Genomic DNA, 24022 nt, shown 5'->3' on the forward strand with positions numbered 1-24022 from the left:
GTTTTTTTTCAAAAAAAGAAATACATTTGTCAAATCATGGAAAAGGAACACGCTGGCGCAGTTGATATTGAGCTCTTATTTCGGAACATTTCGACCCAGGATGATGAGAGATCTTTTCGTAAATTATTCGAATATTATTACCCGGCATTATGTCTCTATGCAAAGCGCTTTATCAAGGAAAGAGAAACCCGGGAAGACATCGTTCAAGATGTATTTTTTTCTATTTGGGAAAATAGGAAATATATTTCTGTGCAAACTTCTGTCAGGAATTATTTACTGACTTGCGTTCGAAATCACTGCCTGAATTTTCTCCGCCGCCAGCCAACAGAATCGTTCGAACAGGTCATTCAGGAGAATATTCCTATATACGCAGAAAATAATGACGATTTTTATACACTGACCGAATTACAGGAATTATTGGCGAAAGCACTAAACAAACTCCCGGAAGACTATCGCCGTGTATTCATACTAAACCGCTTTGAAGATAAAAGTTATGGAGAAATAGCCGAATCGATGGATATTTCGACACGGACAGTTGAACGGTATAAAAATAAAGCAATCGAACTTCTCAAAAAAGACCTGAAAGATTACTTACCGCTCCTTATCGGATATTTGTTTTAAAATCAAACCTCTCCATTACTTCTTTTGGCTCGGATAATCAAAGCTTCAGCAATAAGTAAATCAAACGGTGTCGTAATTTTTATATTTTCCCGGTTTCCGGTAACCATGTGAATGGCTTCCCCCATCGCTTCCACAACAGATGCATCATCCGTAAAAAGAGAAGTAAAATCCTGTTCATAGGCTTTGAGTAACAAGTCGGCACAAAATACTTGCGGCGTCTGTACGGCAAAATAACGACTGCGGTCTACCGGATGAGAGCCTTTTTCGTCTGTTTCGCGTAAGGAGTCGATCATTGGCATTACAGGAATAACCGCACCATTTTTCTCCGCTTCATTAAAGCAGGTTTCGATAACTTCAGACGATACAAACGGACGCACACCGTCATGCACGGCGATCAAGGCTTTTTCATTCCTTTCGGATGCATTTTCAATTTCTTCCGAGAGGAATTCCAATCCGTTCCGAACGGAATGAAAACGCGTCTCACCGCCATTCGCGATCCGGTGAGGTACTTTACAGCCAATCTCCCGGCAAAGCATATTCCAATACGGCTGATGATCTTCGGGAAGCACCAGCACCAGTTCGGCCGAAGCATCCCAACGATGGAACGCCTCCAGCGTATGCATCAGGACAGGCTTTCCTTCCAACGGGATAAACTGCTTGGGCAGATCTCCGCCCATTCGAAGTCCTTTCCCTCCGGCCACGATCAATACATATCTGCGCATTACTCCAGCTCCTCCAATACCTTTTTAACCTCTTCGTCTACCTTATATAGTTTCTCTTTGCACAATTTGATCAGGCGAGTCGCTTCCTTCACTTTCTCGGAAAGGACATCCACATCCAGTTCACCGTTCTCAATGTCGGCTACGATCTTACGCAGTTTCTCTACCGCTTCGTTGTACGTTTCTTCTTTCTTTGTCATATATCGGAATGATTTATTTTTTAACGATACTCTTCACATCCCCATCCGCAAACCGGGTCACCAGTTCGTCGCCGGAACTAAGTTCGGTGGCATGTTTAATTATTTTGCCGTCTTTGAGGGCCAGGCTATAACCACGCTTCAGTACATAATCAGGAGAAGCCATCTTGATAAACTGTTCTGTCAGCTGAATAAAACGGGTTCCCTCCGTGATCCGGGAAGTCGCACGATTCTGTAATTGCAACTGCAACGTATCCAACGTGGAACGACGACGCAACAACATGGCGGAAGCAGAGGTCGGGAGTTTATTACCCAGCATCTGTAAAAGCGAGCGGTTACGCTCGATCCGGTTGATAGCGATTGCAGGAAGACGATTACCCAGCAGTTGCAGGAAATTCCGTTGTTTCTGCAAGATCCCGGTAGCCAGTTCGCTGACATCCTGTTGAAGTTCTTCCAACTCCATCGCCACTACATCCATACGACCGATCAGGAATTCCGCCACGGCCGTCGGCGTCTTCATCCGGGTATGAGCCACCATGTCCAGGATCGTATCATCCCGTTCATGACCGATACCGGTAATAACCGGCAAAGGGAATTGGGCACAATTAGCAGCCAGCAGATACGAATCGAAACTATTCAGGTCGGAGGTTGCTCCACCCCCACGAATAATCACCACCACATCAAAACAATCGATATGATGATAAATACGGTCAAGTGCCGCAATAACCGACTCTTCCGTTTTTTCTCCCTGCATCAGGGCAGGAAAAAGCTTTGTATAAAAAGGATAACCGGCCTTATTATGTGCCAGCTGGTTCAGAAAATCTTCATATCCTGCCGCAGTAGGCGAAGTGATAACGGCAATACGTTTAGGCAACTCAGGAAAAGGCAACTCTTTGTTAAGCGTAAACACACCTTCCTCCTTCAGTTGGCGGACGATCTCCATCCGGCGCCGGAGCATATCACCCATCGTATAAGCCGGATCGATATCCGTCACAGTCAGGCTGTATCCGTATAACTCATGAAACTCGATGGTAACTTTAACCAGCACTTTCAATCCGGAAGCGAACAGTTGCCCCGTCTCCATCTCGAAATAAGGCTTCAGCATCCGAAACGTTTTCGCCCAGATAGAGCCGCGTGCCCTGGCAACCAGTTGTCCGGTTACCGGATTCTTTTCTATAAATTCCAGATAACAATGGCCGGAAGCTGCATTGGTCCGCACATCACTCATTTCCGCGCGCACCCAGCAAGTACCGGGAAAAGCGTCACTAATCGCTCCCCGCACCAGATTATTCAATTCCAGTAAAGAGAACTCCCGGCGTTTATTGCCAGTGTATTCCGGATTAATGTTCAGCCCCGGCATATTGAAGTCCTTTTTTATAAGCTTTGTACATATTGGGAATACCATATCCCAGTTCTGCATCCGGCCGTTTGGATTGGCTCGATACCTGATGCAGCAGATCTATAATATCTTTGTTGCTTAATCTGGGTAACGCCTGCCACAGGCATATTCCCAGACCTGCCAGGATAGGCGTGGCAAAAGAGGTTCCGCTGGCATAACGCACATTCCCTTTCGGATCGATCACACAACTACCCGAACCCAGCGCTACCACATCCGGTTTCACCCGGTAGTCGGCCGTAAAACCGACAGAACTGAAAACACTTTTCTTCTTTTCTTCTGTGATCGCTCCCACCGTCAGCACATCCGATGCATCGGACGGGAAAGTGATCTTTCCCCAAATCCCGTTACCCTCATTGCCTGCACTGCAAAACATCAGGATACCTTTCTGGGCAGCCATATGAGCCGCCTGGCTGATCAATGTTGTCTTGCCGTCAAGGGCAGACTGGTCATACGATAATTCATCGGCATCAAAAGCAAAATACCCGAGCGATGAAGTGATCACATCGACTCCCACACTATCGGCATACTCAACCGCAGCCGCCCAATAATCTTCCTCGATAGGATACTCGGAATCGCTGTCTTCGCTTTTGATAAGGAGATAGGATGCCTTAGGAGCCGTCCCCACCATGATACCCGGCATATCGGCAGCCAGGCAAGACAGCACTTTCGTTCCATGATCGTCGGCATTATATACGCTCTGCCCCGGGTAAACCACATTATGCGTACCCATCAGCCTCAGCGAATCGAACACACTGATACGGTCTACATTCTGAAAACCGGCATCTATCACGGCGACCCGCATACCTTCACCTTGAAATCCGGCCTCATGCAATTTGATGCCGTTAAGCATTTTAATCTGTTCACTGGCATATCCGTACCTGTCTTTTAGCGGAGTATCTGCCGGAAAGAAACGCTCGTCCTGCTCCTCCTGTTCAGCTGTAACTACATTGGTGCCTTTCCAGACCCATTTTACGGAGTCGACAATAGTCAGCTCCTTTAACCGGTCAGCAACGGTACTGTCCTGGCTCGTCACCACCACAGTAGAAAACCATTTACTCTGGACAACCGGTTCAGCCCCGGCCGACGCCAATGTATCCAGATAAGAACGTGCTATGGGAAGATCCGTGACCGATACAGGCGTACCGGTTTTCTCACGACGTTGGATAGATTCCTTCGAAAGAAATGACTCCGGCCGGTCTATTGTATAACCGGAATCGCCTTTATCTTTCAGGTAGACGCGAAAGCAATAGCTTTCCCCGGCAACAAGCCACGAGGAAAAACAACTCAATAATATGATAAGTCCTATATATCTTTTCATGGAACTAATAAACTCTATACTACATTGGTTTTACAAAGGTAATAATTGCGATGGATATAAAAAAGCCCGGCAACTCTTCAGGAGGCCGGGCTGTCTATTATGTTACAAATTATTCGTTGACATTGCAGATAGGAATCTCACGTTTCACGCTCTGGCGCAATGAGATCAGCGTTTCTGTAGCCGTTACACCCGGTATTTCCTGGATCTTCGAGTTCAGAAGTTCCATCAGGTGCTCATTATCGCGGGCATACAATTTGATCAGCATTGTGTACGGACCGGTAGTAAAATGACACTCAACCACTTCAGGTATTTTTTCAAATTCAGGAACCACATCCTTATACATAGAACCACGTTCCAATTTAACACCGATATACGTGCAGGTATTATATCCCAGAATTTTAGGATTAATATGATAACCCGATCCAACGATCACATTCATATCAATCATGCGCTGTACCCTTTGATGAATGGCTGCACGAGACACACCACACTCTTCAGCTACATCCTTAAAAGGAATCCTGGCATTCTTTGAAATAATGTTCAATATCTGCCGATCCAGCTTGTCTATTTTCTCCATGTTTTCTATCGCTTTATTATACGCTCTAAATTATTTATATATCAAAAGTATATAATAATTTTCAACATTCTATCATTCTGAAAGAAAAAAGTAGCAAATAAATAATAAAAGCGGGTAATTAATGCTTTTCAGCATAAATTGCCCGCTCCTTTATCTACTAAAATGAGAAATTACTTTTTCTGATCGTCTTTAACGATATCCAGCAATTCCACTTCGAATTTCAATACGCTGTTCGGTTTGATACCACGAGTTCCGTGTTCGCCATAAGCTAGATCAGAAGGAACCCAGATCACATACTTAGAACCAACCGGCATGATCTGCAGAATTTCAGTCCATCCTTTGATCACCTGGCCAACACCGAATACAGCAGGTTCGCCACGGTCAACAGAGCTATCGAACTTAGTTCCGTCCAACAGTGTACCAGTGTAGTGTACTTTAACCTGATCTTCAGCAGTCGGTTTCGCACCTGTACCTTCTGTTTCTACTTTGTACTGCAAGCCACTTTCAGTAGTAATAACGCCTTCCTTAGCTTTGTTTTCAGCAAGGAACTTTTCGCCTTCTTCTTTCGTCTTGTTGGCATCACGAGCCTGAGCTTCTACGAAATAAGTATTCAGGTAAGTCTGAGCCTGTTCCGGAGTCATTTTCAATCCGGTAGAATCGCCCTTCATAGCAGCTTCGAAACCAGCTAATAAAGCATCTACATTAGCAGGACCACCAGGCATACCGTCCAGGTTCTGTTTGAACATGCTACCGTTAGCAACACCAATTGCATAGCTCGCGCTATCCACAGAGGTTTTCAGGTTCGCGCTCTTTTTTGAGTCACAAGATGTGGCAGAAACGCCCAATGCTACAATAGCTGTAGCGGCTAAAACACTAATCTTTTTCATTTTTCTCTATAAATTATTTTACTATGTCCAATAATTCAACATCAAATACCAATGCACTGTTCGGTTCGATCGCTTCTCCCGCACCATGTTCGCCATAAGCCAGATCAGACGGGATGAACAATCTCCATTTAGAACCCACTTCCATCAGTTGTAATGCTTCTACCCATCCCGGGATTACCTGCGATACACCGAATACTGCCGGTTCACCGCGCTGTACGGAGCTATCAAATACTGCTCCATTGATTAATGTACCATGATAATGGCATTTCACCTGATCGGATGCGGTCGGTTTCGCACCGTTTCCTTTTTGAAGTACCTGATATTGGAGTCCGCTCGGTAATGTAACAACACCTGCTTTACCTTTGTTTATATTCAGAAATTCTTCTCCGGCTTTTTTGTTTACTTCGAATTTTTCTTTCTGCAGCTTCATGAAGTAATCGTTGATCACTTGCTTAGCTTCGTCATAACTGAGTTCAGGAGTCTGATTACCCAAAACATCTTTCAATCCCTTTACAAAGTCTTCAATCTGAAGATCATTAATGCCCGAGTTCTGGAAATTATTTCCGATACTTAAGCCAAGTGCATAACTTACTTTATCCATTCTTTTTCGTTTTCAACTAATTACAAACTACAAAAGTAATGCTTTTAAGTACACAAACGTCATCGGAAGGTACTTTTTTATTACTTTTGCATCTGTTATGGGAGAACAGTGTGTCTTTCATTCTTTGCAAACACTTTGTAACTTACCTCTACTAACCGATACTACATCTCCATTCCTTACTTTATGTTTCTTTATCAGATAATCTTCCGGTGCATAAATCGCTTTTGCTTCAATCATTTGATTTAACCGATTTGCCGATAATCCCAGACATGCCCGGATAACAGATGACAATTTCAGTCCAAAATCAAAAGGAGTTTGAATTTTGAATGATATAATGTCGTTATCACTGTTTAAAATATCATCAATCGAAATAGACTCATGTTGTATTTCATATTCGACACTGCCATAATCCAACTCGACACTGTTCTTTCTTGCTGTTTCAGCAGAAAAAGCATATTCCCACGCTACCGCTTCGTCATTCTCTGCAAATTTAAGAAACAGGTCTTTTTGGATCAGTTCGGATTTCGTACGTGATAATATAGTTAAGTTGTATGTGCTGTCGCATTCCATACATCTATATATTAACCATACATCTGTGTTCTTTTTCTGGGAATTCATTCTGAATTTACCGCTGCAATAAAATCTGTCGGAACTACAGCGATTACATTTTCGTTTTAAGATTGGGGTATTTTTGATCTTTATTTCCCATATATATTCTTTTTCCATTTCTATACTGTGCTTAATGTATTTTGAAAAATTCATTATATCCGCACAGTATCACTGCTTATGAGAAACTCAAAAGGTTATCATAAACGACAATAGCAGATGCTATCGGCCTCAAAGGACGATACTGTGAAGAAAAATGATGATATGAAAAACCTGTTCGAGAAGGATTTCCCGAACGTAGAACTATTAACCCGCGGTTTATGGGGCTAATATTAAGCCAGTATAAGTCTTAGAATTACTTTCAAAATGTGACTATTATGGTTATCGGGAGACAAAGATAGTTATTCTCCCCATACAACACAAACCCCTGAAAGATGAATCTCCCAGGGGTTGCTTTTTTTGTCTGTTTTTGCTCTTCACAGAGGTTGAACAGAAGAACTTTATTTCATTACTTTAGTATTAATATCGACCGCTTGTTCGCCCTCACGGGGTAATTGGTTGATTCTTGTCCGATATCACCGCGCAGTCAAATTTAAATTTATTGATTATAAATAGTTTCTATTATTTTACGATTGCTTTTACAGCAGCTTCACCTTCTACGGCTACTACAACTACACCTGCAGGAGCAGCGATTTCAGCCTTATCAGAAGAAAGAACTGTGTTAGCAACTGTCTGACCAAGAACGTTACTGATAGTAACTTTCTTACCTGCTGCACCGTTGATGATTACTGCACCTTCTTTAGCTACTATGCTAATTGAAGAGGTTGTAATGTCTTCGTTAGCAACCGGATCACGTTTAACGTTTTCTTCGATACCGAATACATCACCGTTTGCGAAACCGTTTTCTACAACCAATGTACCATTGATCCATTTCAAGTAACCGTCATTGTTTGCTGTTTTTTCAACTTTTTCAGCATCTTCAGTCGGGAAATAGTTCTTCCATTGAGTTTGGATCTTGAATGTCTTAGCATCGTTATCTACATAACGGAAAGCAAACTTAGCCACATTGAAGTCTGTTGTATCCATAGCCAACTTAACAACTTCACCCCCCTTACGAGTAATATAAAGTGTATCATCAGCGTGAATACCTTCTACGAATGATAGTTTAGCACGAGATTCACCAGCTTCAACCTCATTTACATACGGATTGTTATGAAGATGAGTAGCACCATAAACATTAGCAGTGTCGATCAGGTTCACCAGGAAGCGACCCTTAACAGCTCTGTGTTCTTTTGCGTCTGCACAAGGGCCACCATTAGCAGCCAACCATTCGTCAGTGTTGTGTTCCGGGTTGTAAGGACAATAGTGAGTCTTTTCTTTGTCAACGTTTACAGCCAGTAAATACTGGTAGCAAGTATTAGCTTCACCATTGATAGTACGGTTGATATAAGCTGTATCAGCAAAAATAGCCGGATTTACACTAAACTGATTGATATTATCAATGTTCAGGAAGCTCAATGTATCTTTTTCAACAACCGATTTGTCATCATGTTTTTCATACAATACCTGAGCATTGTTTTCTTCGCGATACAGACTGATTGTGTCACCCCATTCTACAGCGATTTTGTGATATTCAGGAGCATCTGCTTTTTCTACAACCATCAATGAGTTATTATCAGTAGCATAAGTATCCATCTGTCTCAATTCACCAAAGCCATCAACTTCACTGTTAGCCACGTAGATTTTCTGATTGAAGTTATGTGTTTCATTAACTTTAGGAGTATCCTCATCATCAGTAGTAAAGAACTGAACGATATTATAAGTTCCGTTCGGCTGTTTCTTCAATGCGAAGCTATGAGCATTTTCCTTCTTCTTATCAGGATTCAGTACATAGAAATTATAACCATGTTCACCATTGTAAACAACATATTCATTATTGCTTCTGTTCTGGAACTGATACGGCAGGATAGCCAGTTTAGATTTCTCAACTTTCTTGTTATCCGGATCAGTAACGATCTTACCATCAATCAACGTTGCGAATACAGTTTCAACAAATACTGTATCGACAGCATTCTTTGTTCCGCCGTCATAATCCTTCATTCTGAAGCTCAGGTTCCAAAGAGTAGCATTTTCTTTATCGGTTACTACACCTAGCTGGTGAGACTTCTGATGGTTTTCTGAGAAATACACATTCTTGTTACCTGCAATTGCATGGTACTGGCCCATGTAATATTTCTGGTTTCTCAATGCGTTTTCAGTTGTATGCATAAAACCATCAAACATTGTAGGATCTTCGTAAGCAGTCATTTTGATCTTATCGCCTGCTGCAAGATTTTTATCAGATTCTACAGACTCAACAACATATACATTCTTTTCACTTGTTTCACGCAATACAATATCTTTAATTTCAGCTTTTGTTTCGCGGTTAGCCAAAGTAAACTTATTTGTATTCAAATCGGCAGCAGTTACCGCCCACTGTGCTTCAGGGAAACCAGCTTCTACAGAGCTAGCCAAAACGTATTCAGGAGCATCATCCTCAATTGCAAAAGCACGACCTACTTTATATTTGTTGGCATCTGTTACTTCGCTGTTTGTTGCAGCAAAAGAGATATTCCAGAACGTACCCAGGAATTGTTTAACACTTGCTACATTATTCAGACCCAATGTAATGTACGGATAGATTTCACCGGCAATAGTACCTACAGTTCCTGTCAGAACCAAATCTTCACCCAATTTCATGATGTACAGGTTTCTTGTGTCAGTAGCAGCGGCAGCCTTATCTGAAACAGAAACATGGTCAATCAGATTGTCAGCAACACCAGAATAACGTTTAATAGTGAAATAGGTCAAATATTTATCTGTATTCTTAGCCAGTTCTTTTCCATCGATAAGAACGAACTTACCACCTCTCTTGTTTACACCTGTATTTTCAACTCCCCATTCATTGGCAACCGTAAGAGCAACATATTTGTCACCATTTATCAATTGGAAAGTTTTAACATCTGCAGCATCTGAACCCTTTGTAACAATAGCAGTCAGCTTACCATCAAAAGCATCCATGCCTTCCACTTTGTCTTTGCTATCTTTTACTTTCAGGATACTCAGACCGAAGCCATTACCCAGAACGTCGTTAAGCTCTTTAGCATCAACGTTTTCAATTGTTGACTTGTAGATACCAAAAGAAGCAGCAGCTGTTGTATTTGTAAGATCTGCATCCAGATTTGCACCATTAGCAATAGACAAATACATACCGCTATTATATGCAGCCGTATAAACAAATTCAATAGATTTATTCAACATAGCATACTTGCCAGTTGCTTTGTTTTTGAATTTGTATCTTGTTACACCGTTAGCAGAAGCATCTTCCACAGCCCACAAATATTCGTCTGTATTCACAGCCGTCGTAGCCGAAACCGTACCATCTGTAGCACCTTTCCAAGCCTTAGCGGCATCACTACCAGAGATGAAATAATATTCATCTTTATTGAAAGAAGTTTGTAAAGCGACATCCTGACCATCTATCGTAATGGTAGAATTAGTAGCAACCGGAGCTAAAGCAGAAACAGATACACTACTGATTGTTGCAGAACCTACAGTCAAACCACCGTCTGCTACAGTAACTTCCGCAGCAACAGCAGCCTTCACCAATGTCCAGTTAGCAGCTGCTTTTGTTTCAGCTTTTACACTCAAATACTTAGCATCGCTATCAGCACGATCCAGAGCAACAGAGTACATCTTTTTGCTTGCATCCAATGTCCAGGAATAAGCAGCAGTAGCAGCCACTTTTTCCGATACTTTTACTTCACTACCGGATACATACAAATATCCACCTTCCACTTGCAGGTAGAAAGAAGCAGTAGCTTCAGCTGCATTTTCAACAAAACTGTTCAGATCTGTTACCTTACCGCTTTCATCCACTGCAACATCACCTGTGCCGGGGAATACGTCAGCACTGTAAACACCGAATTCCACAGTAGTCAATGCAGTTTCCTCACTTTTAGTTTGTATTTCTTCCGACTCAATTTTACTCTCACCAAACTTCAAGTTCTTTGCAGTCTCACCTTCCATTACTTGAATTCTACCATCAACAATATAAATTTCAAGTGCTGCCTGTCCTTCTGCTACTGCCCCTACTGAATAAGTGTAACTGGGTGTACTTTTTAATGAAGCACCTTCAGCTTCTCCTTCTCCACCCTGTGCTTGAAGCAAATATACCGTTTCGCCATCTGAATTTTTTGTTTTCAGATAATATTTTACTGAAGCTTCAGATTTGGATTCAACTGCAGGAACAGCTTCCAGTTCCCAAGTAGTAGTTTCTGCAGTCACATCTCCTTCAACTACAGCCGCATATCCTTCGGCAGTCAAATAAATGGCAGAACCCTCTTTAGCCCCATCCAAATTACTACCAATTACTACAGCCTGACCAACAGCCGGCTCAGTGACTGTAATCACCTTAGCATCCAGCGTCGTCCAAGCACCGGCTGCCAAAAGGACAGCCACTAACGTAGAAAACTTTTTGTTCATAATTCTTTAATTTAATATTAATAATAGTGTTACTTAAAAGCCTACCCATATCGACCACAAGTGTTGCCATTTATTAAATGACTAGCAAAAAGGATCGTTTTTTCTAGTCATTTTGTTTTGATCTAAAACGCCGCCGGATAAGGTTACTATTTGTTCACTATTTTACTCAATCGCTTTCTTTTTAATGTGTTAAAAAATATTAGTCGCAATACTAATTCAATTTAGTCGCTATATTAATCCTGATTAGTCGCTATACTAGTGACATTTTGATAATCGCCTCCTTTTATTATTCAATAACTAAAGAAAATATATTACATTTGTACTTTTCAATTTCAGCTCAAATATATAGACCATGAGAATTAGACCAATTTTTACTTGTTGCCTACTCGCAATATGTTTTTGTGCGTGTACCAGGCAACCACAATTCCACGCAAACAGGGATGCAATTATCGCAGACTCGTTATTGACCAACATTCTGACAAAGTACAATGTCGAGAAGTACGGTCTTCTTTCGGAAACCTACCCTGTTAATCCTGAGAACCAGGTTACTTACCTCGCTGAAGGAAGCGAACAGAAAAAGGACCAGGAAGTATCTTTCCTTTGGCCCTACTCCGGTATGTTGTCGGGATGTATTGCCCTGTATGATGTTACCGGTGATAACAAATACCTGGAAATACTGGAAAAACGCATTATCCCGGGGCTGGATCTCTATTGGGACAATACACGTACTCCGCATTGCTATCAGAGCTATCCCATGTTCAACGGCGAAAGCGACCGTTTCTACGATGATAACGATTGGCTAGCCATCGACTTCTGCGACCTGTATGCACTCACCAACGACCAGCAGTACCTTCTGAAAGCGAAAGAGTTGCACGAATATATCTATAGCGGTTGGGACAATGTGCTGGATGGTGGCATCTACTGGTGCGAACAGAAAAAAGTATCCAAAAATACCTGCTCCAATGCACCGGCCGCCGTTTTATGCATGAAACTGTATAACCTGACGAAAGAACAGAAGTATCTGGATCAGGCCATCAAAACCTACAACTGGACAAAAACAAATTTATGCGACCCTGCCGACTCGGTTTACTGGGACAACATAAGCCTCGATAAAACAATCGGAAAAGCTAAATTCACCTACAACAGCGGACAGATGATACAGGCCGGTGTATTGCTCTATCAAACCACCTCAGACGATACATTCCTGCAAGATGCACAAAATACCGCAAAGGGCGCTTACAAGCATTTTTTGAGCAAACGTACTGGTATTGATGGAAAAGATGCTTATTTTTACCCCTCAAATCCGTGGTTCAACGTTATCCTCCTGCGTGGACTTATCGCTCTGGCAGAGGTAGACAATAATTACGAATATGTAAATACGATGGCAGACAATGCCCGTTATGCCTGGAATTATACCCGTGACGAAAACGGTTTCCTGGGTAACGACTGGGCAGGCACTAAGAATAAGAAGTTCAAATGGTTGCTGGACAACGCCTGCATGATTGAACTTTTTGCTGAGATCAATAATATTCAATAATCATAAAACAAAAACGTAAACTCATCATGACTACACGTAGAAACTTCCTGAAATCCGGGAGCCTCTCACTGGCAGGCCTGCTGGTAGGACAAAAATCATTTGCCCACATCGCCGAGTCAGCCGCTACTGGTTCACCGGTTATTTCTGAAACTTCACAGTACACATGTCTTCGTCCGGCACCGGAAAAACGCCAGTTCACTTCGGAAGCTGTAGAAAAGGCTATCAAAGCAACGAAAGCCCAACTGAAAGACCCGAAACTGGCCTGGATGTTCGAAAATTGTTTCCCGAACACACTAGATACCACCTGTGAACATAAGATGCTGAACGGTAAACCCGACACCTTCGTCCTGACAGGCGACATCCACGCAATGTGGTTGCGCGACTCGTCGGCACAGGTTTTCCCTCACATTAAATTCGCCAATGAAGACCCGAGAGTTAAAACCATGCTGGCCGGTGTAATCAACCGTCAGACCTGGTGTATCAACATCGACCCGTATGCAAACGGATTCAACGAAGGCCCGACAGGCAGCGAATGGGAAAGCGACCGTACCGACATGAAGCCGGAACTTCACGAACGCAAATGGGAAATCGACTCGCTTTGTTACCCGATCCGTCTGGCTTACCATTTCTGGAAAAAGACCGGCGACACTTCGCCTTTCGACGCAGACTGGGACAAAGCGATGAAATCCGTCTATAAGACTTTCATCGAACAACAGCGCAAAGACGGCCTCGGCCCTTACCGTTTCTCACGTAAGACCGATCGCCAGGGCGATACCTTACTGAACGACGGTTACGGTAGCCCGGTAAATCCCGTCGGCCTGATCGTTTCATCTTTCCGTCCTTCGGATGATGCTTCCCTGTTTGGCTTCCTGATCCCGTCGAATATGTTTGCCGTCACTTCCCTGCGCCAACTGGCCGAAATGATGCGCGATATAAAAAAGGACAACGACTTTGCCCGCCAGTGCGACTCATTAGCAGATGAAGTGGCTGCCGCCATCGAAAAATACGGAATCGTAGAACATCCTGAATTCGGTAAAGTATATGCTTTTGAAGCAGACGGCTTCTACAATCATGTTTTCATGGACGATGCCAATGTTCCGAGCTTGCTGGCAATGCCTTACCTGGGATGCATCGACGTAAACGATCCGGTATACCAGAATACCCGCAGACTGGTGCTCAGCTCTTCCAACCCATACTTCTTCAAAGGGAAAGCCGGCGAAGGTATCGGTGGCCCGCACATCGGTTTCGACTTTATTTGGCCGATGAGTATTATCATGCGTTGCAACACGACCAACGACAACGAAGAGATACGTCACTGCGTAAAAATGCTGCGCGATACCGACGGCGAAACCGGTTTCATGCACGAATCGTTCCACAAAGACGATCCAAAGAACTTCACCCGTTCCTGGTTTGCCTGGGTAAACACCTTGTTCGGCGAAATGATTTACCGATTGGTACAGGAAGGGAAGAAGGATATATTGAATAATTTGGGATAAAAAAATCCTGTAAATATACCGCAATAGATTAGCCTCGGATTTCGATCCGGGGCTTTTTATTTGCCGGCAAAGTAGGATATCCATAACAAAACGTCTATCTTTACGGCACCTATAAAATCATTGCTTATGAGAACTGCGATATGCTGTTTCATCCTGTTTGCCGTATGCCTGGCAGGATGCAGTTCGGATGAATCGATAGATACTCCGAAAGACAATCCGAAAGACGACCCTTCCGCCCTTTTCGGAACAGACACTGAACGTTACGACATTCCCCTTTCCACCAAATCGGAAGAGGTGAACGCCATCAGTCAACAGTTTGCCTTTAAACTGTTTAAAGAAATAGCCGGTTCCTCTAAGGAAAACAGCTGTATCTCCCCTCTCAGCGTCGGCTTCTGCCTGGGTATGCTCCTTAACGGAGCCGATACCGACACCTATGAGGAAATCCGGGATGTCCTTGGCTACAAAGGTTTCTCCAACGAAGAAATCAACGAATATGTGCAAACGATGCAAACCGAACTGCCCAAGCTGGATGGCAGGACGCTACTCAGCAGCGCCAACAGCATTTGGGCGAACAAGAGCTATAACTTGCTGCCCGACTTCGTGAAGCTCAATACGACTTACTACGACGCAGAAGTCCGGAACGAAGCTTTCGACGACGGACTTGTCGGCAAGATCAACGGTTGGTGTAGCGAAAAGACCAACCAGCTTATTCCTGAAATCATCCGCGAGGTATCCCCCGGTGCCGTCTGCTACCTGCTGAATGCCATCTACTTCAAAGGGCAATGGACGGACGAGTTCAAGAAAGAAGATACAAAGGAAGAAACCTTCTACACCTCGGACGGCCAGACTCCGAAAGTCGATATGATGAAGCAGGAAAACGACTTCAACGTCTACCGTGACAGGGAAGTGACCACCGTAGAATTACCCTACGGCAACAAGGCGTTGAGCATGGTTGTCTTTATGCCCTCCATCCCCGAAGAGAAGAATATCGACGACATCATCGCCGGTCTCGACCAGGAAAAGTGGAACAACTGGATGGAAAATACGATCGCCTACAGTCCCGAACTCCTTCTGCCGCGCTTCAAGATAGAGAACTCGCTCAACCTGATCGAGCCGATGCAGGCATTAGGCATTAAAAAGGCGTTTACCGACAAGGCCGACTTCTCGAAGGCATGCAGCGAGGCTTTATACATTAATATGTTGCTCCAAAAAACATACCTCGAAGTGAACGAAATCGGAACGGAAGCAGCCGCAGCCACCATCGGCGGTATGGAGACCTCGACGGGAGATCCGATAGAGTTCAATCCCTGGCCTTACAGAATATGTTTCGACCATCCTTTCGGATACATCATCAAAGAAAACAGCACAGGTGCCATCCTCTTCGCTGGAAAAGTAGAAAAGCCCTGATCGCCTTTTCATAGCCTTGGGAATATTTCTCAAGGCTATTTCTTATTAATCTTGTTCTTTAATTTATCCTTAAACTCGCGGAGTTCATCCGGATGGAACTGGCTGCGGGATTCTTTTCGGGAGAGAATCTTTTTCATGATACCGTTCAGGAAAGCAGCTTTCTTGTCGTATTCACGACAAAGCCGGCAGATAGAAAGGTGAATTCCGAGTTGTAGTTTTTCCCGCCGGGATAAAGGCACATGCAGCCGCTTTTCGATCAGGAAAGTGGCTTGCTTACAAGATAAAACGAATATATGTATAAAATCTTTCCACATCTTACCTTTACATTTTAAACCAATGAATATCTATACACTCTCTCAACTGAAGGCGGCTTCGTTGCAACAGCTTCCAGTAATTGGCGGAAGAGAGGTTCAGTTCTTCACAAATCCTGGCCGCTTTTTGCCCTTGCAGATAGCATAAGTTTACCAGCATACGCCATTGTTGGGGCAGGTGCTCTATACAGCGGGATAATGTTTCGCAAAATTCTTCGTTATTCAGTAAAGCGCCGGTGGAATGTTCTTCCATCTCCCAGGGGTCGAGGACATCGTGCTCATTCCATTCGCCATGCTTATCAAATACCTGTTCGAAATGCAAGGGGACGGAGTCATCCCGGTAGCGTTTCTTGTAGATATCCGCTATCTTGTGATGAAGGATCCCCATCAGCCAGGTCAGAGGCGAACTCTTCCCCTTAAACGAAGCACTATTTTTAAAGGCTGCCAGAAACACCTCCTGTACGACATCTTTTGCATCTTCCTTGTCGGACAGCAAATAACAGGCACGATCCAGCAAAGCCCGGGAATATTCATCTATCCATTTCTCCAAATCGCAAGAACAGCGTGTTAAGTTATTTTCCTGCATAGTTTTCATTTATGTATTTTAAAAATACCGGCAATCGGGACAAGAGTCGTTCCTACCCCGATTATTAAAGCGTCCCAATATACGATTTTTTACCGGATTGTAATCTTTACCACCTCATTTACTGCCGGTACAGGATATTTATCACCCACTTTCATGATTACCATATCTTCCGCTTCCGAACCGCCGACAAATAATCCTTGCCTGTTACCTGCTCCAGGATATTGGCTGACAGCCGTACCGTCATCGAAAAGGGCGGTTTTACCGGTTGCATCACCTTTGAATGTAGCCGGTACAGCTGCTTCGTTGGCATAGAACCAGTCATTCGAGTAACCGAACATAGAGGCGTAAGCGATATTGTCTCCTTCAACACTTTCGAGTTGCACCTCTGCACTTCCACCGGGCCCCATAGCTGCCGAGCCGGCAATGTACACTTTCTTCACATTATCCATTTTTTCGAGGGCTACTTTCAAAACCGAGCCATCCCCCATCTGTGCCAGATTCTTCAAGCCCATGCCTGCATCTTTCTTGTTCAGTTCGAATATCGGATTAACGTCGCCGGTATAGACAACAACTACTGCCGGGGAGATACCGGTAATAATACCCGTATTGTCGCTGATCTTTTTGGATAAAGGTGCGTTATCACCCATTTGAGCAATAGCGGTAATCTCATCGTTTGTCTTTTCGCCTTCAACGAAGAAAGGCGCTTCGTTCAGTAACTTGCCTCCCAAGACATTGGAGATAGCCCATACGCCCGGAGAAAAAGGAGTTTCGTTTTCCGTTCCGCCCGACGTGTTTGTTATAGTAAGCGTAAACTCTGACGACGGTTCGTCGAAAGCCAATTCGAGCTTCATCAGCCCGGAAGCATCGACTTCGGGTACCATCATAATTTTACCGTCTTCGGCTTCACCGGTAACATTGTCTTTACTGCCGTTGTCCCATAATTTAATCTCCGACGAAACATCGCCTGTCATCGCTTTGCCATTGGCATCAAACAACTGAAGGCCGGGGTTGGCAGGGGCGAAAAACCAGTCTTTCGATGCGCCATACATGGTGGCAAACATAAGCGACTGGCCTTTTCCGGCAGAGAAGCTGAACTTAATGGATGAACCGGGAAGCACAACCGGAGCGTCTACACCCGGACCGCCTATGCCGACAAAAGTTCCACTCTCTACAAAGTCTTTCGCAGATACTACATTCTCAATAGAAAACGATGACGTCATCTGGACAGGCATCGGTGTATCTTCATCCTTATCACACGATGTCAAAACTGTTCCAACTAAAAGTAAAGCCGATAAAGCAGCTACTGATACTAAATTCTTTTTCATAAAGCGTTCTTATTAATTGTTTGTATTACTAATGTTCTGATGATATATATTCTTATTTTTTATTTAGCAAATGCAGGTACTTCCCATAGCCTTCCGCTTCCATCTTTTCTTTCGGGATAAAGCGCAGGGAAGCGCTGTTGATGCAGTAACGCAATCCGCCTTTAGCCCGCGGCCCGTCGTTGAAGAGATGTCCCAAGTGGGCGTCGCCGGTCTTGCTGCGCACCTCTGTCCGGGTCATGCCATGAGACTTGTCCGTATTCTCCTTTATCAGCGTATTGTCTATCGGCTTGGAAAAGCTAGGCCAGCCGCATCCGGAGTCGAATTTATCGGTCGAGACGAATAAAGGTTCGCCGGTGGTAATGTCTACATAAATGCCCTCATGCATTTCATTCCAATATTTGTTTTTGAAAGCTCTTTCGGTTGCATTCTGTTGGGTTACGGCATATTGCTCGGCAGTCAGTGTGGCACGCAATGCGGCATCATCGGGCTTTTCGTATGCCATTTCACTTTCATCCTTAGCCGATGTTTGTTGCAAACTCGCTTTTTTCGCCATATCGAACAGTTCCGGGCTGATGTGGCAATAGCCGTTCGGATGCTTGTCCAGATAATCTTGATGATATTCTTCCGCCTTATAGAAGTTGGAGAGCGGCTTTACCTCGATAGCCAGAGGCTTGGAATAGTTCCTTGCCAGCTTCGCTACGGTTGCTTGGATGATCGGGAAGTCGGCTTTATCCGTATAATAGATACCGGTACGGTATTGGCTACCCCTGTCGTTCCCCTGCCGGTTGACGCTTGTCGGGTCGATCGTTTTGAAAAACAAGTCAATGAGGAATGCCAAATCAGCACTTTCCCGCAAGTAACTAACCTTGACTGTTTCTGCAAATCCGGTATCGTCCGAACAAATCTGTTCGTAAGTGGGATTCTTGATATTTCCGTTCGCGTATCCGACTTGGGTGGATACCACACCCTGAATTTGTTTCATAAAATGTTCGGTGCCCCAGAAGCATCCGCCTGCGAAATAAATCTCATGTTGCTCTTTCATTTCTGTCTTTTTTGTAACATTCATACTCCAGGCATTCAGCAGCCCGCCTGTAAAAACTATCAGTATTACAATTATGTTCTTTATCTTTTTCATACTCTTTATATTCTTTCTTTTTTAATTAAATACATCATACCCAGTCCAAGCATCGGAATGTCTTTCAATATAAAGAAGTTTGTAGTAAGGACTCCGTCTACCACATTCCAGGTGTTGGGAGTGGTAAATAGAAAAGTGAATGTAATAAGGAATGTAGCAATAAGTCCTAATGCCGCAAAGACTCTCAAAACGTCTATCTTTATACTTAACAGTAAAAGCAAGCCTGTTGCTATTTCTAGGACACCAAACAAGTTGGACACATGCTGCACGCTCATCACGTCGTAAAGCCATGACAGCAAGAAATTGTTTTCGACCAGAGGCTTAATACCTTCCGCTTCGGTTGGAGTAAATTTAAAGACACCGATCCAAACCATTATTACAACGATACCCGAAAGCGACACATAATGTCCGGCCTTGGCGAAGCAAGGGAAAAGAGAGCTGATTTTACTGATTATTGTTTTCATATTCTTTTTTATTTATACTGACTACTTTTGTTCTTTGATAATTTAGTCGTCCTTTGTCCGGAATACTGACAAGAATAAGAGCACTTTTTTTCATTTTTCTTCAAGACAAGATGTAAAACGCTAATTATAAGCAATGAACAAAACACTTTTATTTACATAACCTCATCACAGATTTCGTATCTTTGCCTACATATTCATCGAACAACTGCCTTATGAAAAAAAATTAGTCATATTGACCGGCGCCGGCAGCAGTGATGTGATCCACCTGCACGGGTAGTTGATGGAAGCCTGTTCCGTTCGCGACTTCAACACGACTTACGACATCGGAAGGTGTTAAAACAACTTGCAAATATCTTATTGAGTGATAGTGCCTTTTGAAGGCATTATATATAAGCTCTTTCGGAAAATAAAACCGCAATACCTTACCCCTTTCTTGCCGTGATAATCAAAACTTATTACATTTGCAGTCCAAACATTTTTTCATGAATAAGCAAAGACACTGTATTAATATTATTGTGCCACTACTCCTCCTGTTAATCGTCTGCAGTCTGACGTTTCCTGTTGCTGCAACCACAGGCAAGAGTATCTCCGAGCAGCAAACCCTGTTTGAAGAAGCGAAAGAATTGCAGAAAAACAAGGATTTCTCTGCCGCCATCGACCGTTACAAAGAATTGATCACACTTTCCCCGGTCGCCGGTCAGGAAGATTCCGTTTTCAATATACAAGCCGATGCCCTGTTGCAACTCATGTATTCCTACATCTTTGCCAACCGCCGCGAAGACGGTGCCAAGTACTTCACCCGCCTACGCCACGACGACAACTGCTGGATCGTGCGCTATTCGCCGCGCGATATCGAAATATGTACCGCCTACGCCCTTTACGAAGCGACCCAACCCGAACAGGCAGCCGTCCTCATCGACAGCACCCTGGCGCGCCCGGAAGAGGGAAGAAGTCCCGACCGCCTCTACGTCGACTATGGTATATCGTCCGTTATCTACAACCAGATAGGACAAATATGCAAAGCCATCGACTGCAACAACCGCAGCCTCGCCATCCTCCGCACCTTGCCCGACAAGACAAAGATGGCCTTCGTTTTCGGCAACCTCGTCTACCAATACCAGCAGATAGGCGTATTCGATCAGGCGCTGGCAGCCTACGACAGTCTGATTGTCTCCGGTCAGGGCGAGCAGAACCCATACGGCCTCTGTGCAGCCGAAGTAAACACTGTTCATCTCTTCGATGAATGGGGAATAGAAGAGGAAGTAAAGAACCATCTCGATAAAGCCCGTCAGGCTGCCCATACGTGCGGCGTCACCGATGCCTTCCTCCGCGTCGACAACCTGGCCGCCTACTATGCCCTGTTGCAAAAAGATTATCCTACGGCCGCCAGCTTGATCGACAGTATCGGCACACGCCTGCCCGACCGTTCGCAACCTACGTTCTACCATCGTTTCTATGATAATTACTGTTGCATACTGAGTATCGGCACAGCGGCAAAAGGCGACTCCGGTTACCTCCCGCGTGCCCGCAAAATGATAGACGAACTGGCCGGACAATCGCTCGACAACCTATCCGTTCTCTCCTGCCGTCTTTTGGGAGACGTTCTGGCAGACAAGGGTGACGATCAGCTGGCCATCAAAACCTATTCGATCTGTTGCGACTACATCGCCCGCAACAACTTGTTCAACCAGCAACGCCATATTTATTACTCGCTGGCTGAACTTTACAGCCGCACCGGCAATCATACCGAAGCCAGCCGCTACTACCAACTGGCAAACCAGGCAAACAGCCGTTTCACCGAACGCCGCAATGCCGGGCTGATCTCCCAGTTCCGCGTCAAATACGAAACACGGGAGAAGGAACAGCAAAACAAGCTGCTTCACTCCGAAGTCGAACTGAAAAAAAAGACAATCAAATACAATATCGTCATCATCATCTCCCTGCTTCTGCTGGGATGCGTCTTCGCTATTTGCCTTATCATGCGTCAACGGACACTCAAACTGCAACATATAGCCGATTGCAAACAACACGAACTCGACCTGATCCGCCAGCGCGAAGCCCGCCTCCTGCTTGAAGAAAAAGAACGTCTGCTCCGGCAAATGCTGAACGACCGCCAGGAACTGAACCGCAAAAATGAGGAACTCCGCAACGAACTCGAACAGCTCGATGCCCGTACCGGCCTGCAGGAAATTATCAACAACCTGTCGCCCCGCCTCCTCACCACCGAAGAAGAACAGGATTTCCGTCGGCAGTTCGGACTTATTCATCCGGCATTCCTCAGCCGCCTGCGCAAAGTCTGCCCCGGCCTTACCCGCAGCGAAGAACTGCTGGCCATGCTCATCCGCCTGCAACTAACCACCGACGAGATTGCTTTTGCACTCGGAAACAACCGCGCGAGCGTCCACACCTCACGTTCGCGCCTGCGTAAAAAAATGGAGATACAGAAAGACATTTCACTGGAAGAGTATCTGAAAGATTTTTAATCTGCTACATTCCAACGAATTAAAGGCTGTACATATTTTTGTACAGTAAACTGTCAATAGGTGTTTCTTTCATCAGGGGATCTATTTTCATAGTTTCGTCATAAATTCTATCAACATGACGAACACACGTAAAATAGCACTACTTCTGATCGCAGGGGGATGGATCATTACCATCACAATCCTCTTCATCCTGGATGATTTTGTTTTAAACAAAGATGTCCCCGATCATCTGTATATATTTCTCTTTGCTTCGATCTTTATTTTATACTGGCTTGTCAAAAGTATCAAATACTACCACAAACGCATACATCACCTTCATACGGAAATAGAAAACGTACAGCATGGCATCAGAGAGGTCAATGAGAATATACAATTACATTTAAAGAATATTACTTCAAAAAATATCTCTCAAGAAACAGAAGTATTCCACCTCTTCCTCTCTTTCAGAAAACACAACCCGGAATTTATACAAACTCTCCGGGAGATGATTCCCGGCATCACTGAAGGAGAAGAAAAACTCTGCATTCTGATCCGTCTGAACAAAAAAAATAAGGAAATCGCACAGATCCTGCAGATCGACGAAAAGAGTCTTTACACCACCCGCTCGCGCTTCAAACGCAAATTGTCGCTCGGCGAGCGCGAAACAATAGATAATTGGATACGCAACGTCGGAATAACCGCCTCCCGGCAACCGGCGAAAGCCGCCAAGAAACCTGAAATACCGACAGAGGCCTCCGGAGATACCGCGAAGACCTCAGCCATGCCTTCCACCCCCTGCGAAACAATGTCGAAAGCTTTAGTGATCGCTCCGGAGACCTCCGAAAGAGTCTCTGAAGCCTCCGTGATACCTCCGGAGGCCTCAGAAAGGATGTCGAAGACCTCAGTCATACCTCGGCAGGTCTACGGCAATATTCCAGACATTCAAACGAAATCTTCTTATTTTACAAATATATAAACAACGAATAGTATGCCATTAGCAAAACAGATCGGAACTATTAGCCGAACAAAACTAAGCAATTCTGCCCATACAGCGATGAATACCGAGATTTACGACCGTATTCTGGCTTTTACTATCGCAGAGCTGCATCTCGAGGATCTCGCTCCGGGTTACAAACAATGTATCGACCGTGAAGGTAAATGCGTCAATCGCATCAGTAAAAGCGCAACTACCGACGAGCTGGTAGCCAAAGATGCGGAACGCGATAAAACTTACCAGTTTATCACTTCGATGGTAACCAGCTACCTGACCTGCCCCGATGCTGCTATGCAAACCGCAGCCAAAAAACTGAATGCCCTGCTCCGGGCCTACAAAAACCTCTACAACAAAGCTTACAGCGAAGAAACAGCCATGATCGACGGTCTGCTCTCCGACCTGGGAAGCCCCGACCTGGAAGCGGCCGCTACAACGTTGAACCTAACGGTTTATTTTGCACAACTGAAAACTCAGAACGAGGATTATAAAGCCCTCGACGCCTCGCGCACCGACGAGTATGCCGGTCGTGTAAAAACCGACACCTCCAAAGCCCGCAAAGCAACCGACGACATGCTCGACCTCATCGTTCAACGCGTCAACGCCTATGCCGTACTCAAACCGACCGATGAAATCAATAACTTCATCGACATCGTCAACCAGATCTACCGCAAATACAAAGACCTGATTGCAGCCAAAGGAGGCCCTTCCAGTCCATCCCGCGGCAACGACGATACCGATCCCACGCCCGATCCGACACCCGATCCGACACCCGAAGAGCCGGATATCCCCGGTGGAGGTGACGACGACGACAGGCCGGTTATTGAATAAGTATCAACAACATTCACGATTATAATAT

The 24022-nt window shown here is 44.5% G+C and carries 21 protein-coding genes; 7 read left to right on the plus strand and 14 right to left on the minus strand.

The features are described 5' to 3' along the window. Positions 1 to 36: 36 nt before the first annotated feature. Positions 37 to 621, plus strand: a complete 585-nt coding sequence (locus QZ076_RS06855) for an RNA polymerase sigma-70 factor (protein ID WP_195372395.1) — start codon at positions 37 to 39, stop codon at positions 619 to 621. Positions 622 to 623: 2 nt separating this feature from the next. On the opposite strand, the gene QZ076_RS06860 is transcribed toward QZ076_RS06855, so the two are convergent. The 9 genes from QZ076_RS06860 to QZ076_RS06900 all read right to left on the minus strand — a co-directional run bounded on the left by QZ076_RS06860 (position 624) and on the right by QZ076_RS06900 (position 11449). Then, the gene (locus tag QZ076_RS06860) at positions 624 to 1343 is read right to left on the minus strand and encodes a 2-C-methyl-D-erythritol 4-phosphate cytidylyltransferase (RefSeq protein WP_293711632.1); all 720 of its coding nucleotides are present in this window, start codon (positions 1341 to 1343) and stop codon (positions 624 to 626) included. Further along, positions 1343 to 1540 (minus strand): exodeoxyribonuclease VII small subunit, encoded by a 198-nt coding sequence (gene xseB, locus QZ076_RS06865; protein WP_046145623.1) that lies wholly within the window; start codon positions 1538 to 1540, stop codon positions 1343 to 1345. The genes QZ076_RS06860 and xseB overlap by 1 nt, the downstream gene beginning before the upstream one ends. A 13-nt stretch (positions 1541 to 1553) precedes the next feature. Continuing rightward, entirely contained in the window at positions 1554 to 2897 is a 1344-nt protein-coding gene (gene xseA / locus QZ076_RS06870) for an exodeoxyribonuclease VII large subunit (RefSeq protein ID WP_293711635.1), read from the minus strand. Continuing rightward, a complete protein-coding gene (locus tag QZ076_RS06875) occupies positions 2878 to 4254 on the minus strand; it encodes a S8 family serine peptidase (protein WP_293711638.1) in 1377 nt (458 codons plus the stop codon). The genes xseA and QZ076_RS06875 overlap by 20 nt, the downstream gene beginning before the upstream one ends. A gap of 109 nt (positions 4255 to 4363) precedes the next feature. Beyond that, the gene (locus tag QZ076_RS06880) at positions 4364 to 4831 is read right to left on the minus strand and encodes an Lrp/AsnC ligand binding domain-containing protein (RefSeq protein ID WP_028728227.1); all 468 of its coding nucleotides are present in this window, start codon (positions 4829 to 4831) and stop codon (positions 4364 to 4366) included. Positions 4832 to 5001: 170 nt separating this feature from the next. Continuing rightward, positions 5002 to 5718, minus strand: a complete 717-nt coding sequence (locus tag QZ076_RS06885; RefSeq protein WP_293711641.1) for an FKBP-type peptidyl-prolyl cis-trans isomerase — start codon at positions 5716 to 5718, stop codon at positions 5002 to 5004. A 13-nt stretch (positions 5719 to 5731) separates the two neighbouring features. After that, a complete protein-coding gene (locus tag QZ076_RS06890) occupies positions 5732 to 6319 on the minus strand; it encodes an FKBP-type peptidyl-prolyl cis-trans isomerase (protein WP_293711644.1) in 588 nt (195 codons plus the stop codon). A gap of 117 nt (positions 6320 to 6436) precedes the next feature. After that, complete coding sequence (locus QZ076_RS06895) at positions 6437 to 7081, minus strand: DUF1062 domain-containing protein (RefSeq protein WP_365324878.1); 645 nt, start codon at positions 7079 to 7081, stop codon at positions 6437 to 6439. 465 nt (positions 7082 to 7546) lie between these two features. Next, positions 7547 to 11449, minus strand: a complete 3903-nt coding sequence (locus QZ076_RS06900; RefSeq protein WP_293711650.1) for a DUF6383 domain-containing protein — start codon at positions 11447 to 11449, stop codon at positions 7547 to 7549. Between the two features lie 352 nt (positions 11450 to 11801). On the opposite strand from QZ076_RS06900, the gene QZ076_RS06905 reads away from it, so the two are divergent. From QZ076_RS06905 to QZ076_RS06915, 3 genes are all read left to right on the plus strand, one after another. After that, the gene (locus QZ076_RS06905) at positions 11802 to 12986 is read left to right on the plus strand and encodes a glycoside hydrolase family 76 protein (RefSeq protein ID WP_293711653.1); all 1185 of its coding nucleotides are present in this window, start codon (positions 11802 to 11804) and stop codon (positions 12984 to 12986) included. A gap of 26 nt (positions 12987 to 13012) precedes the next feature. Then, positions 13013 to 14482 carry a glycoside hydrolase family 125 protein gene (locus QZ076_RS06910; protein ID WP_293711656.1) on the plus strand — a complete coding sequence of 490 codons (1470 nt, stop codon included), beginning with the start codon at positions 13013 to 13015 and terminating at the stop codon, positions 14480 to 14482. 126 nt (positions 14483 to 14608) lie between these two features. Beyond that, positions 14609 to 15889 (plus strand): serpin family protein, encoded by a 1281-nt coding sequence (locus tag QZ076_RS06915; RefSeq protein WP_293711659.1) that lies wholly within the window; start codon positions 14609 to 14611, stop codon positions 15887 to 15889. 35 nt (positions 15890 to 15924) lie between these two features. Here QZ076_RS06915 and QZ076_RS06920 read toward each other — a convergent pair whose 3' ends face one another. The 5 genes from QZ076_RS06920 to QZ076_RS06940 form a co-directional block, all read right to left on the minus strand. Beyond that, positions 15925 to 16203 carry a hypothetical protein gene (locus QZ076_RS06920; RefSeq protein ID WP_293711662.1) on the minus strand — a complete coding sequence of 93 codons (279 nt, stop codon included), beginning with the start codon at positions 16201 to 16203 and terminating at the stop codon, positions 15925 to 15927. A gap of 7 nt (positions 16204 to 16210) precedes the next feature. Next, positions 16211 to 16795, minus strand: a complete 585-nt coding sequence (locus QZ076_RS06925; protein WP_293711664.1) for a sigma-70 family RNA polymerase sigma factor — start codon at positions 16793 to 16795, stop codon at positions 16211 to 16213. 80 nt (positions 16796 to 16875) lie between these two features. After that, entirely contained in the window at positions 16876 to 18111 is a 1236-nt protein-coding gene (locus tag QZ076_RS06930; RefSeq protein WP_293711667.1) for a spondin domain-containing protein, read from the minus strand. Positions 18112 to 18163: 52 nt separating this feature from the next. Then, positions 18164 to 19246, minus strand: coding sequence for a peptide-methionine (R)-S-oxide reductase MsrB (gene msrB, locus QZ076_RS06935; protein WP_293711670.1), 1083 nt, complete (start codon positions 19244 to 19246; stop codon positions 18164 to 18166). A gap of 5 nt (positions 19247 to 19251) precedes the next feature. Next, positions 19252 to 19710, minus strand: a complete 459-nt coding sequence (locus QZ076_RS06940; protein WP_293711673.1) for a DUF417 family protein — start codon at positions 19708 to 19710, stop codon at positions 19252 to 19254. Positions 19711 to 20192: 482 nt separating this feature from the next. Here QZ076_RS06940 and QZ076_RS06945 point away from each other — a divergent pair, with 482 nt between their 5' ends. From QZ076_RS06945 to QZ076_RS06955, 3 genes are all read left to right on the plus strand, one after another. After that, positions 20193 to 22193 (plus strand): hypothetical protein, encoded by a 2001-nt coding sequence (locus tag QZ076_RS06945; protein ID WP_293711676.1) that lies wholly within the window; start codon positions 20193 to 20195, stop codon positions 22191 to 22193. A 115-nt stretch (positions 22194 to 22308) separates the two neighbouring features. Next, on the plus strand, positions 22309 to 23148 hold the full coding sequence (locus tag QZ076_RS06950) for a hypothetical protein (RefSeq protein ID WP_293711679.1): 840 nt from the start codon (positions 22309 to 22311) through the stop codon (positions 23146 to 23148). 12 nt (positions 23149 to 23160) lie between these two features. Further along, complete coding sequence (locus QZ076_RS06955) at positions 23161 to 23994, plus strand: DUF6261 family protein (protein WP_293711682.1); 834 nt, start codon at positions 23161 to 23163, stop codon at positions 23992 to 23994. The last annotated feature ends 28 nt before the right edge of the window (positions 23995 to 24022 follow it).

The sequence above is a fragment of the uncultured Parabacteroides sp. genome (assembly GCF_905196875.1).
Classification (GTDB): domain Bacteria; phylum Bacteroidota; class Bacteroidia; order Bacteroidales; family Tannerellaceae; genus Parabacteroides.